At 67.2% G+C, this 12,902-nt stretch carries 10 protein-coding genes; 6 read left to right on the forward strand and 4 right to left on the reverse strand.

Annotation, left to right across the window (positions count from 1 at the left end):
- Positions 1–68: 68 nt before the first annotated feature.
- The 6 genes from FHW85_RS03145 (at position 69) to FHW85_RS03170 (ending at position 8,409) form a co-directional block, all read left to right on the forward strand.
- The gene (locus tag FHW85_RS03145; protein ID WP_168647276.1) at positions 69–1,946 is read left to right on the forward strand and encodes a S8 family serine peptidase; all 1,878 of its coding nucleotides are present in this window, start codon (positions 69–71) and stop codon (positions 1,944–1,946) included.
- 292 nt (positions 1,947–2,238) lie between these two features.
- Complete coding sequence (locus FHW85_RS03150) at positions 2,239–3,225, forward strand: sulfate ABC transporter substrate-binding protein (RefSeq protein WP_168647344.1); 987 nt, start codon at positions 2,239–2,241, stop codon at positions 3,223–3,225.
- Positions 3,226–3,229: 4 nt separating this feature from the next.
- Complete coding sequence (cysT, locus tag FHW85_RS03155) at positions 3,230–4,054, forward strand: sulfate ABC transporter permease subunit CysT (RefSeq protein ID WP_167256966.1); 825 nt, start codon at positions 3,230–3,232, stop codon at positions 4,052–4,054.
- Entirely contained in the window at positions 4,054–4,950 is an 897-nt protein-coding gene (gene cysW / locus FHW85_RS03160; protein ID WP_167256967.1) for a sulfate ABC transporter permease subunit CysW, read from the forward strand. Before cysT ends, cysW begins: the two co-directional genes overlap by 1 nt.
- Positions 4,947–6,101, forward strand: a complete 1,155-nt coding sequence (locus FHW85_RS03165; RefSeq protein WP_168647277.1) for an ABC transporter ATP-binding protein — start codon at positions 4,947–4,949, stop codon at positions 6,099–6,101. The genes cysW and FHW85_RS03165 overlap by 4 nt, the downstream gene beginning before the upstream one ends.
- A gap of 652 nt (positions 6,102–6,753) precedes the next feature.
- Positions 6,754–8,409, forward strand: a complete 1,656-nt coding sequence (locus tag FHW85_RS03170; RefSeq protein WP_168647278.1) for an MASE1 domain-containing protein — start codon at positions 6,754–6,756, stop codon at positions 8,407–8,409.
- 649 nt (positions 8,410–9,058) lie between these two features.
- Here the strand turns inward: FHW85_RS03170 and FHW85_RS03175 are convergent.
- The 4 genes from FHW85_RS03175 to FHW85_RS03190 all read right to left on the reverse strand — a co-directional run bounded on the left by FHW85_RS03175 (position 9,059) and on the right by FHW85_RS03190 (position 12,763).
- Positions 9,059–9,517 carry a hypothetical protein gene (locus tag FHW85_RS03175; RefSeq protein ID WP_167256970.1) on the reverse strand — a complete coding sequence of 153 codons (459 nt, stop codon included), beginning with the start codon at positions 9,515–9,517 and terminating at the stop codon, positions 9,059–9,061.
- 399 nt (positions 9,518–9,916) lie between these two features.
- Complete coding sequence (locus FHW85_RS03180; protein WP_167256971.1) at positions 9,917–10,789, reverse strand: DUF72 domain-containing protein; 873 nt, start codon at positions 10,787–10,789, stop codon at positions 9,917–9,919.
- A 12-nt stretch (positions 10,790–10,801) separates the two neighbouring features.
- On the reverse strand, positions 10,802–10,963 hold the full coding sequence (locus FHW85_RS03185) for a hypothetical protein (protein ID WP_167256972.1): 162 nt from the start codon (positions 10,961–10,963) through the stop codon (positions 10,802–10,804).
- Positions 10,964–10,978: 15 nt separating this feature from the next.
- Positions 10,979–12,763 carry a thiamine pyrophosphate-requiring protein gene (locus FHW85_RS03190; protein ID WP_168647279.1) on the reverse strand — a complete coding sequence of 595 codons (1,785 nt, stop codon included), beginning with the start codon at positions 12,761–12,763 and terminating at the stop codon, positions 10,979–10,981.
- Positions 12,764–12,902: the final 139 nt, after the last annotated feature.

Genomic DNA, 12,902 nt, shown 5'->3' on the forward strand with positions numbered 1-12,902 from the left:
CCGCAGGTCTTCGCGCGGCCGTGGCCACCTCTCCGAACCTTGTCCGGCTCCTTTCCCGAGGTATTCGCATGAAACGACATCTCATCGGCTTTCCGATCGTGACCCTCATCGCCGCGATGGCGGCATCGGTTCCCCAGCTCCATGCGCATGGGTTTCATGCCGGCATGGATGCGCCCCGCCAGGCCAGCGCGTCCGATCGCTTCATCGTCACCTACCGGCAAGGCAGCAGCGAAGCCCGCGACCAGGGCGCCGCCCTGCAGAACGTGAGCGCGGCGGTGAGCAGAAGCGGATTGGACAAGGCCGTGTTCAAGGACCTGGGCTTGGGCATTCGGCGCTTGTACGCCAGCTACGTGCGCAAACTTGCCGCGGGCGGCGACCTGATCGGCGTATCGCATTCGCTGGACGACGTGCAGGCACGCAAGCTGATGCGCGCGATCGCGGCGGATCCCGCCGTCCTGCATGTCGAGCGCGACGTTCGTCTGCATGCGCTGGGCGGTTCGCGGCTTGCGGCTGAAGTATCGCCGCGTGGAATGTCTTCCCATCATGTTTTCCCCATGGCCCGGTGGAACTACGGCGATCCGCGCGGCGGCGCCAACGTCGAGAAGGCCTGGGAGCTTGCCGACGGCAAGGACGTCGTCGTCGCCGTGCTCGACACAGGCATCACGCGGCACCCCGGACTCGATCTTTCACTGGCCGATGCCGGTTACGACTTCACCAGGGATCCCTTGACCTCCGGCCGCGACGAGTATGGCCGCGCTGCGGGAGGCTGGGATCCGGGCGACTGGAGCAACACGCCCGAATACGAGGACTGCTTCGATGAGCCGGGTGGGGAAGCCAGCACTTGGCAGGGCACGCGGGCGGCCGGCATCGTGGCAGGGCTGGCTGGCGGCCCCACGGGAAACCTGGGCATCGCCTATCGGGCGAAAGTGTTGCCGGTCCGCGTGGCAGGGCATTGCGGTGCGGGTTATCTATCGGACATCACCGATGCCATCGTGTGGGCCGCGGGAGGGCGCGTCCGCGGCGTGCCGGACAATAAGCATCCGGCGCAGGTCATCACCCTGGGCGTCGGCGACCGCTTCGAGGACGGCTGCACGGAAACCTTCAGCCTGAAAAGCGCCATTGCGGAAGCCCGTCTCCGCGGCGCGGTCGTGATCGCTCCCGCCGGCGATTTCGGCGGCGATGTGGACCTGGCGGTTCCAGCGAGCTGTCCGGGTGTCATCGCCGTTGCCGCCAACGGCATCAGGGGTGGGCGCGCCGGCAACTCCAGCTTCGGTTCGGGCGTCGCGCTGGCTGCCCCGGGCGGTGGCGAGGCGGCGGATGGCAGCGCCAAGGATCTGATCTGGTCCTTGTCGAACGAAGGAGCGACGGTGCCGGCCGATCCGGGCTATGGCGGATCCAGCGGTACGGCATTGGCTGCCGCCCATGTGGCAGGTGCCGCTGCGCTGGTGATCGGTGCCGTGAAGCAGGCCGGCCTGCCCGCGCTGGACGCGGAGCAGGTGGGCAAACTGCTGGTCGATACGGCCCGGGCTTTCCCTGTCGCACCGGATCGGCCGATCGGGGCCGGCATTCTGGATGCGCACGCGGCGGTGATGAAAGCCTTGGGCAGCGCGGCCCCGGCCGAGTCCGTCATCCCGCTGGAACGCGGCGTGCTCCGTTCGGAACCATCCATCGCCCAGGGCCAGAGCCTGCTCTACGCCATCGCGGTTCCTGCCGGTGCACGCCATCTCCATCTGCGTACGCTGGGTGGGAAGGGGGACGCAACGCTTTATCTGAAATCCGGGCTCGCACCAGCCGTCGATGGCGCGAACGCAGATGCCATCTCGGACCACGCGGGCAATAACGAAGCGATCGCGATAAGCCGGCCGCAGCCGGGCACCTGGTATCTGCGCGTCCGCGCGAAGCAGGCGGCCAGCCATCTGGCGGTACAGGGCAGCTACGCACTTTGAGTATTGCGCCGCGTGCCAGCGAGCCCTGGCTCCCGCCGGGGCTCGTCCGGCAAGGTTTTCGATCTGGATGTCTATATGGCCGAACGTATGAGCTTATGCGCATCGATCATTTCGTTGCCCGCCGAAAACCCGGCAACCTGCCCGTGTCCATCCGGACCAACGGCGCCCTAGCACGCCACTGACGCTCTCTGAATGCTTGGCATGGGACAAAGCCATCAGGGTGGAGCGCGCAGGCGCCCACGCCATCCCCATCCGCCATTGGAGTCCGACCTTGAAACGCCTTGGCCCGACCTTGCTGCTCGCCATCGCCGGCTTTGCTTTCGGCGCCACCGTCCAGGCGCAGGACGTGCGCCTGCTCAACGTCTCCTTCGACCCCACCCGCGAGCTCTACAAGGACGCCGACACCGCCTTCGCCGCCTCCTGGAAGCGCCAGACCGGCAAGGATCTGCGCATCACCACCTCCAACGGCGGCTCCGGCAAGCAGTCGCGCGCGGTGCAGGACGGCCTGGAAGCGGACGTGGTCACCCTGGCCTTGGCCTGGGACATCGACGTGCTGGCCGACCGCGGCCTGCTGGCCAAGGACTGGCAGTCGCGCCTGCCCGAGCACAGCACGCCCTACACCTCGACCGTGGTGTTCCTGGTGCGCAAGGGCAATCCCAAGGGCATCCGCGACTGGCCCGACCTGGTCCGCGACGGCGTGCAGGTGATCACGCCCAATCCCAAGACCTCCGGCGGTGCCCGCTGGAACTTCCTGGCCGCCTGGGGCTGGGCGCAGCGGCAGCCCGGCGGCAATGCGGACAAGGCGCGCGCCTACGTGGCCCAGCTCTACAAGCACGTGCCGGTGCTGGACACCGGCGCGCGCGGCGCCACCAACACCTTCGTCCAGCGCGGCATCGGCGACGTGCTGATCGCCTGGGAGAGCGAGGCGCTGCAGGCCCGGCAGGAGCTGGGCGCGGACAAGTTCGACGTGGTCGTGCCCTCGCTGACCATCCTGGCCGAACCTCCGGTGGCCGTGGTCGACAAGGTGGTCGACAAGCACGGCACCCGCGCGGTGGCCGAGGCCTATCTCAAGTTCCTGTACTCGCCGGAGGGCCAGGCCCTGGTGGCCAGGCATTACTACCGCCCGCGCGATGCCGCCGCGGCGGCGAAGTACGCCTCGACCTTTCCGCCGGTGAAGACCTTCACCCTGGCCGAGCAGTTCGGCGACTGGCGCAAGGCGCAGGCCACGTATTTCGCCGACGGCGGCATCTACGACCAGCTCAGCGAAGCGGGGCACTGAGGCCATGAGCCGCCGCGCCTTGCCCGGATTCGGCCTCAGCCTGGGCGTCACCCTGGCCTGGCTGGGCGGGATCGTGCTGCTGCCGCTGACGGCGCTGGCCTGGAAGGCGGCCAGCCTGGGGCCGTCCTTGTGGTGGCAGCACCTGGGCACGCGCCGGGTATTGCTGGCCCTGCAATTGAGTTTCGGCGGAGCGCTGGCGGCGGCCGCGATCGACCTGCTGCTGGGCCTGCTGCTGGCCTGGGTGCTGGTGCGCTACCGCTTCCCGCTGCGCCGCGTATGCGATGCCCTGATCGACCTGCCTTTCGCGCTGCCCACCGCCGTGGCCGGCATCGCGCTTACCGCGTTGTACGCACCCAATGGCTGGATCGGGCACCTGCTGCAGCCGCTGGGCGTGCAGGTGGCTTATACGCGGCTGGGCGTGCTGCTGGCGATGGTCTTCGTCGGTTTGCCGTTCGTGGTGCGCACCCTGCAGCCGGTCATCGAGAGCCTGGAACGCGAAGTGGAAGAAGCCGCGCTTACCCTCGGCGCCTCGCCCTGGCAGAGCTTCCGCCGCGTGCTGCTGCCGCTGCTTGCGCCCACCTTGCTCACCGGCTTTGCGCTGGCGCTGGCGCGGGCGGTGGGCGAATACGGTTCGGTCATCTACATCTCAGGCAACCTGCCCATGCGCACGGAAATCGTGCCGCTGCTGATCGTGCAGAAGATCGATGCCGGCGACGACACCGCACCGGCCGCGCTGCTGGGCGCGGTGATGCTCGCCGTGTCCTTGCTGGTGCTGCTGGCGGTGAACGGCCTGCAGCGCTGGAGCCGGCGCTGGAGCGTGGTGTCCTGATGGCTGCCGTCGCCGCCCATGCCGTGCATCATCCCGCCAGCCGTTCGCGCAGCGGACGCTGGCGGCACGCCACGCTGATCGTGCTCGCCTTGCTGTGCGTCGGCGGCCTGCTGGTGCTGCCGCTGCTGGCGGTATTCGCCGAGGCCTTCGCCAAGGGCTGGGCGGTGTTCGCCGCTGCCGTGACAGACCCCGATGCGCTGGCCGCGGTGCGCCTGACGCTGACCGTCGCCGCCATCGCGGTGCCGGCGAATACCGTGTTCGGCTTGGCCGCCGCATGGTTGCTGACGCACCACCAGTTCCGCGGCAAGGGGTTGCTGGAGGCCCTGATCGACCTGCCGTTCTCGGTGTCGCCGGTGGTCGCCGGCCTGGTCTGCGTGCTGGTCTACGGCGTGCACGGCTGGTATGGCGGCTGGCTGGAGGCTCACGGCCTGCGCGTGATCTTCGCCTGGCCCGGCCTGGTGCTGGCCACGGTGTTCGTGGCGTTCCCGTTCGTCGCGCGCGAGCTGATCCCGTTGATGCAGGCGCAGGGCAGCGACGAGGAACTGGCGGCCCGTACGCTCGGCGCCGGTGGCTGGCAGATCTTTTTCCGCGTCACCCTGCCCAGAATCCGCTGGGCCCTGCTGTACGGCGTGCTGCTGTGCACCGCGCGCAGCATGGGCGAGTTCGGTGCCGTATCGGTGGTGTCGGGACATCTCCCCGGCCTCACCAATACGCTGCCGCTGCAGGTGGACCAGGTCTACAACGGCGGCAGCGACAGCGCGATCGCTTCGTCCTTCGCGCTGGCTTCGCTGCTGGCCTGCCTGGGACTGGTCACGCTGCTGGCCAAGTGGCTGATGGAATCGCGCCATGGCGGCGAACTGGCGCACTCCCCCCGACGTTCCGAGTCTTCCGCATGAGTCTTTCGATCCGCCAGCTCACCCGCCGCTACGGCGCCTTCGCCGCGCTGGACGATTTCTCGCTCGACATCGCCGAGGGTGAATTCGTTGCGCTGCTGGGGCCGTCCGGTTCCGGCAAGAGCAGCCTGCTGCGCATCCTCGCCGGCCTGGACGATCCGGACCGCGGCGACGTGCTGCGCGATGGCACCGACCTGCTCGCGCTGCCGGCCCAGCGCCGCGATATCGGTCTCGTGTTCCAGCATTACGCGCTGTTCCCGCACATGACCGTGGCGGACAACATCGCCTTCGGCCTGCGCGTGCGGCCGCGCGCGCGCAGGCCTTCGCGCCGCGACATCGCCGCGCGCGTGGACGACCTGCTGCGCCGCGTGCAGCTGGAGGAACTGGGCCGTCGCTATCCGGCCCAGCTTTCCGGCGGCCAGCGCCAGCGCGTCGCCCTGGCGCGTGCCCTCGCGGTGGAGCCGTCGCTGCTCCTGCTCGACGAACCCTTCGGTGCGCTCGACGCCCAGGTACGCGGCACGCTGCGCCTGTGGCTGCGCGAGCTGCAGCGTTCGCTCGGCCTCACCACGGTGCTGGTCACGCACGATCAGGACGAGGCGCTGGAACTGGCCGACCGGGTGGTGGTGATGAATCGCGGACGCATCGAACAGGTCGGCACGCCAGGCGAGATCTATCGCGAGCCGGCCACGCCGTTCGTGCACGGCTTCGTCGGCCGCGCCAACCGGCTTCGCGGCCACGTCGAGCGCGACCGCCTGCATCTGGGCGGACACGTATTCCAGGGCGAGTTGCCGGCCGAGCTCGCCGGCCGCGAAGTCGAAGCCTGGCTGCGGCCGGAACATCTGGCGCTCGCCGCCCGCGGCCTGGCCGGATGGAGCGGCCGGCTGCAGCACCTGGACCTGGCTGGCCCGGTGGCCCGTGCCCGGCTGGCGATGCATGGCGAAGGCCTGGTGCTGGAGGCCGAATGGAACGCCGCCGAGGTAGCGGCGCACGCCCTTGCCGTTGGGGACGTGGTGACGGTCCAGCCGCGTGAATTCACCCTGTTCACCGACGCTGCCGCCGGCGCCCGCCGCCACCGCTTCGTGCCGGCGCCCGCCGGCCCGCACACCGATTCGCACCCGATCGACTTCGCCGCCTGGCTGCACCGCAAGGCCTGAGCGGACTGGCACGCTTCCCGCGAAGCTGCGGCAGGGTGCCGCATAGGGTCGGTTTTGGCCGCATGTCCACCATCGCGGCGGGTGGGCGTTGCCCACCGTGAGGCGCGGCGTCCGTGTTTCCTGAGATTTCTGGGTGAATTCACCAGGAAACGCTGGAAATTTGGCGGCCAGTCTTTCAAGGGGCTTGCATCCGCCCAGGCGGATAGACGTCTTTTCATGACGAATAGGACTGGACTGGAATTATTCCTATGACCAATGGTCTAGCCGTCCGCCATGGCACGCTTCTTTCTTACGTCATCCGCAAGACAGATAACCGATGCACACTGACGTTGACCGCTGGCGCGTGGCAAAATAAGCGTCCGGACGCGGTGGGTTTTACGCAGTAGATACTTCTTAGGGCTCGATCTCTCGCCCAGCTCACGCCACCAATCGAGCGTGAAGCGCATCACACATTTCAAGACTTGCTTCTTTGTTACCGGTCCGACGACGTAACCCGCGGGCTTTTTTTGTTCGATCATTGCAGCTTGATGCCCTTGCCGCCGGAGAGCAGGACGCCGGGGAGGCGAGCGGCGCAGGGGTGGCGATCAACGATTGAGCACAGGCGGCCGACGCAAACGGTCGGAGGACGATGGCGACGACGGGGAGGGAGGCTATGCAGGAGGAATCGATCCGGTTCGTATGGTGGCGCCACCTGCTGGTGGCCGTCGGCTATGCCGCCGCGTACGTCTTGCTGCGCAGTGTTTCGGTATCCAACTGGAACCTGCCCGCCAGCCTGCGCCTTGCCGCGCTGCTGCTGGTGCCCATGCGTTACTGGCCCGCGCTGGTGCTCGGCGAGGCGATGCCGGTCGCTTACCAGGCCTGGCTCAGCCACGGCATGTTCGGCTGGGCCTGGGCGAGCTTCGCCGCCTTCCCGCCGATGGCGCTGTGCGCGCCTTTCATGGCCTGGTTCCGCCGCCGCACCATGGTCGTGCAGGCGGATGGGCGCGTCGATATTCCCGCCGTGCTGACCGCGGCTCTGGCCTGCGCCGTGCTCACGGCCGCCGGCAACGTCGCCGCGCTGGCCTCGGTGCACATGCCCGCGGGGCAGCCGGCGCCGGCGATCACTGCGCGCATCGTGTTCGGTTACTTCCTGGGCAATTACCTCGGCGCGCTGACCCTGGCCCCGCTCGCGCTCGCCGTGCGCGGCTGGCTGGCCGGTACGCGTCCGGCTGTGGCCTGGGCATCGCTGCGCCGCAGCGGCCTGCTGCGCGACGGCGCGATGAGCCTGCTGCTGCCGCTCACGGCACTGGCCGGCATCGGCTACGCCAGCGAGAACGCGGATGCCATGCAGGTCTGCCGCATCGCGATGTTCGTGCCGGTGGCCTGGCTCACCCTGCGCCATGGCTGGCGCGGTGCAGCTTTCGGCGGCGCCGCGGCCAGCTGCGCGGTGGCGCTCACCTCCACCATCGTGCGCGATCCTTCGGTGATCCAGGCGCAGGCGATCATCGCCTTCGCCATCTCCACCTTGCTGATGCTCGGCACGCGCCTGGCGCAGACCGCCAGCGGCGAAGCCAGTGCGCAGCGCGAGCGCGTCGACCGCGAATACGGCCTGCTGCTCGCGCAGCAGGGCCTGTACCAGGAAGAGCTGCGCATGAAGCATGCGGCCGAGGCGCTGGAGCAGGTGCGCCAGTCCATGCGCGATATGCAGAACCGCCTGCTCGACCATCTGCGCGACCGCATCCCAGCCAACGAAGAGCGTGCCTATACGCGGCAGGCCGCCTTGGCCCAGCACGAGATGCATCGCCTCACCAATGCGCTGTATCCGCGCGTGTGGCGCGAGCAGGGCGAGACCTCGACGGTGCAGCTGCGCGACGGACCGGTGGCGATGGCCGCGGCCGCGATCGGCGCTACCTACGAATGCGAATTGGTGGGCCAGGATCTCGAGCATCTGGCCTCCGACGTGCACATGACGCTGTACCGCCTGGCCGGCGAATCGCTGGTGTACGCGCTGAGCCGCCAGGCCACGCGCCATGTGGACCTGGTGATCCGCGGCGGCCACAGCCAGGGCATGCGCTGGGTGGTGATGCGCATGGATTGCCATCGCGCGTCGGCCACCGATGGCGGGATGCGCCTGGCGCAGGATCAGTGGAAGAAGGCGATGTCGCTGCTGGGCACCAGCGGGCAGGGGATCGAGACGATCCGCGAGCGTGCGCAGATTTATGGTGGCGATGCGCATGTGCGGGAGAATCCGCTGGGGTTGCGGGTGACGGTGTTGTTGCATGATGCCTTGCGGGGGCGGGTGGATGGGGCGCGGGTGTCCGCACCCTGAGGGTTGGGGCCTGCGGCGGCTTTTTTTTCGCCTTGCGAGTGCTGAGTATGTGTCTCTCTCCTCTTCGTGGAGAGGGGCGGGGGGCTGAGTTCACCGCACCCTCCAATCCTCGTCATTCCGGCGTAGGCCGGACGAGCGCGTAGCGCGAAGAACGCCCGCAGGGCGGCCCCGAAGGGGTGAGCGAAGCGAATCATCCAGTGACGGTATCGCGCGGTTGTCGCGTTGACGTTGGTGAGTCTCGCCTACGGCGAGTGTTTCGTGCCGCTGCCGCGGCCCGACTTACTTTCTCTTGCGTGCCCAAGAGAAAGTAAGCAAAGAGAAGGGCACCCTGCTTGGCGCCCTCAGCAGCTGCGCTGCTGAGGGTCCGTGAGGGCTGGCCGGGCTTTTTGACAGGGCATCCATGCCCTGATCAAAAAGGCGAGGACGTCCTGTCCTCGCCCCCTGCGGGGCCTTTTCGTCCAGCCCTCACCGCCGGCGCCAAGGGACCCGGTAGATCAAGATCAAGATCAAGATCAACTGCGAAAGCGCACTGAGCATCGGGCTTCGCCCTCGCTCATGTTGTGTGCGTTGTTGTCTTTGCATTCCCACATAAAAACATGGGCGCGGGTGTTTTCACCCGCGCCCATAACGTTGCTTCAAAACAATTAGCTCAGTTCACGCGCGAACTGCACTCCACCGGATCGCTGCAAGTCGAATCCACCGCCTGCATCGTCATCACGCTGTTCGCCTGCGGGGTCACCTGCACCTTGACGTCGTTGTCCTGGTAGACGATCTCGCCCTGCGTGTTCGCGGGAGCGGGCTGCGGGTCTTGGGGTGTGGCGACGCGGGAGGCGTCGGTGCCGATGGGCAGGACCAGGAAGCTGCCGCCCTGGGCGGCGAAGGCGGCGCGCACATTGCCGTTGAGGTCGTTGATCTGTACGTAGCGAATGCCGTTGCGTTCGAATACATAGACGTGCCAGCGCGGACTCGAACTCACGTCTTGTGCATTCGGCCAGGATTGGCCCAGGCCATTCTGATTGGCTGCGATGGCAGGTGCGCTGACCGCCATTCCCGCCAGCAGCGCGATAGCTGCGAGCGCCTTGAAACCGAAAGTCGGCAGATGCCGCATATGCGTCCCCTCCATTTGCAAACTGTGAATTTTAGAAAGATGCCGTAATAAAGCATCTGATTTCAACCAGCACCACGGCGTGGCACTGTGCTGTGGTTTGCGCTTCCGGGCGGGAAGCTACAAGTGGCAAAATGTGAACTGCGTCAAAAGATTGATCAAAACTTCGCCAAGTTCACGTGAATCCGAGGGCCTGTCGCTATTGAGCTTTGTGAAAAGCGGGAATTAATACTTGGTTCGTTTCGTAACGATTATTCCCATTTCACCTCATAATCATCGATATTTCACCCAGGGAAAATGTACCCCGAAATCCACTCGAATATCCCAGCAATCAAGGCGGCGCGAGAACACGCCCCGCCATTAGAGATAAACGCATTAATCCCCATTCCCCCTTCCTGAAAATCAGCGCTTCATCCGCTTGGCCAAGGCCATCGCATCGAATGGCGCACGCACTTTCTGGTCATTGTCGAAATACACATACACATCGCGCGCGGCGCGCTTCGGCGGTTTGCTGTCGGGCGATGCAAGCCTTGCATCGCGCGGCTGCGCGCCACGCATCCATGCCTGCAGCCGCGCGCTCCATGCGCGCAGCGCCGCGGGCGAATAACCGCTGGCGTAAAGCTTCTTGTCGCCATGCAGGCGCAGATACATGAAGCCGGCGGTGACGTCTTCCAGCAGGGGCCAGCGCTTCGCCGTATCGGCTACCACCAGCGCCACGCCATGCCGGCGCAATTGCGCGATAAAGGCCGGGTCGCGGAAGCTCTCGTGCCTGACTTCCATCGCATGGCGCAGGCGCCGCCGCCGATCCGTCTCCCAGGCGGTTTTCGATGCCGGCAGATCCGCATGGCGCCGCGCCAAGGCGGCGGCGCTTTCGGTGTCCTTCGGCAATTGCGCGAGAAACGCTTCCAGCACGCCCTCGTCATAACGCAGGCTCGGCGGCAGCTGCCACAGGATCGGTCCCAGCTTCTCGCGCAGGCATAGCACCCCGGAGGCGAAGAAATTCGCCAGGCCCTGTTCGGCGTTGCGCAGGCGCCGCATATGCGTCACATAGCGCGGCGCCTTCACCGCGAAGACGAAGCCACGCGGCGTGTCGTCACGCCAGCGCGCATAGCTGGACGGACGCTGCAGGCTGTAGAACGAGCCATTGATCTCGATACTGGCGAGCTGGCGCGAAGCATAGGCAAGCTCCTCGCGCTGCGGCAGGTCGTCCGGATAGAACACGCCACGCCATGGCGCATAGCGCCAGCCCGAGATGCCGATGCGCGCCTTGGCCATGCGCGGGCCTCGCTAGCGCACGCCGGTGTCGCGCTTGGCCGCCTTGTCGGTGGCCTTCTCGCCTTCGCGGATCTTGCGGTCGCGGTCCTTCTGGCCTTTACGGTCCTGGCGGGCCACGGCGTTGACGTTGCGGTCGCCGCTGCCGTGCGGGCGGTTGGCGGGTGGTTTGGGCATGTGAGGTACCTCGCTTCAATCTTCGGCGCCGAACAGGCCGGCCAGCACCTGGCGCGCCGTCTGGCGCACCACGCCGGCGCGGTCGGTATCGCCGCCGGCCAGGGCGCTCAGGTAGTGGCGGGCCTGCTCCCAGTTCACGTGCGGCGGCAGCGGCGGCACGTCCGGATCGGTCTCGGCCTGGATCACCACCGGGCCGTCCGCCGCGAAGGCGGCACGCCACGCCTCGGCGATCTGCTCGGGGCGATCCACGCACAGGCCGCGAAATCCCAGCAGCTCGCCGTAGCGCGCATAAGGGAACGGTTCGACGTCCTGCGCCGCGTCGAATTTCGGATCGCCGGCCAGCGCGCGCTGTTCCCAGGTCACCTGGTTCAGATCGCGGTTGGACACCACCAGCACCACGAAACGCGGATCGCTCCAGCGCTTGCAGTACTGCTTGACGGTGACCAGTTCGGCATTGCCGTTCATCTGCATCGCGCCGTCGCCGACGATGGCCAGCACCGGCCGGTCCGGCCAGGCCATCTTCGCGGCGATCGCATAAGGCACGCCGCCGCCCATGGTGGCCAGGCCGCCGGAGAGGGAGGCGAGCATGCCATCGCGCAGCTTCACGTCGCGCGCGAACCAGCCGGTGTGCGAACCGCAGTCGCCGCAGACGATGACGTTGTCGGGCAAGTGCGCGGACAACTCCCAGAACACGCGTTGCGGGTTGATCGGCGTAGCCGGCGCCATGGCGCGGTCTTCCAGCAGGCGCCACCATTTGCGCACGTTCAATTCGATGCGCTCGCGCCAGTCCGGATTGCGCTTCTCGCGCAGCAATGGCAGCAGGCGGCGGATCGTCGCGGCCGCATCGCCTACCAGGTTCACTTCCGCCGGGTAGCGCAGCGACATGTTGCGCGGTGCGATATCGATCTGTACCGCGCGCGCTTGGCCGTCCGGCGGCAGGAATTCCGAATACGGGAACGTGGTGCCGATCATCAGCAGCGTGTCGCAACCGTTCATCAGCGCCCAGCTCGGCTTGCTGCCGAGCAGGCCGATGGGGCCGGTCACGTAAGGCAGATCGTCCGGCAACACGGTCTTGCCCAGCAATGCCTTGGCCACGCCGGCATCGAGCCGTTCGGCCAGTTCGCGCACTTCCGCCGACGCGTCAAGCGCGCCCGCGCCGACCAGGATGGCGACGCGCTGGCCCGCATTGATCACCGAGGCGGCGCGCTCCATTTCCATGGCCGTCGGTTGCGGATGGGGCAGGGCAAGGCCGACGCCGGAATACACGTTGCCATGCTTGCGCGGCGGACTGGGCACGGCAGGCAGCAGTTGCAGATCGTGCGGCACCACCACCACCGCAACGGCGCGTTCGGCCTGCGCGATGCGGATCGCGCGGTCCAGCACGTGGCGCACCTGCGCTGGCGTGGTGACGGTTTCCACGTAGTTGGCGACATCCTTGAACAGCGATTGCAGATCCACTTCCTGCTGGTAGTCGCTGCCCAGCGCCGAGCGTGCCTGCTGGCCGACGATGGCCAGCACCGGCATATGGTCCAGCCGCGCGTCGTAAAGGCCATTGAGCAGATGGATGGCGCCCGGCCCTGACGTGGCCAGGCATACGCCGATCTGTCCGGTGAACTTCGCGTGCCCGCAGGCCATGAACGCTGCCATTTCCTCATGGCGCACACGCACGTAGTCGAAGCGGTCCGCGGCGCGGCCCATCGCGCCCATCAAGCCGTTGATGCCGTCGCCCGGATAACCGAACACGCGCTTGATGCCCCAGTCGCTGAGGCGTTCGAGAATGAAATCGCCGACGGTATGCATGCTGCCGCAGTGTGGGCACGCACGGTTCAAGTCCGCGGCACGCGCCCGTGAACGGGCTGTTGCACGCGAAGCATGCGCTGGCGAGCAGCCGCATTCATCGCACGTTCTTTGCCATACGCAATGTCGTCGCGCTCTTCAC

It is taken from the genome of Dyella sp. SG609 (assembly GCF_012275375.1).
In the GTDB taxonomy this organism is placed as follows: Bacteria; Pseudomonadota; Gammaproteobacteria; order Xanthomonadales; family Rhodanobacteraceae; genus Dyella_D; species Dyella_D marensis.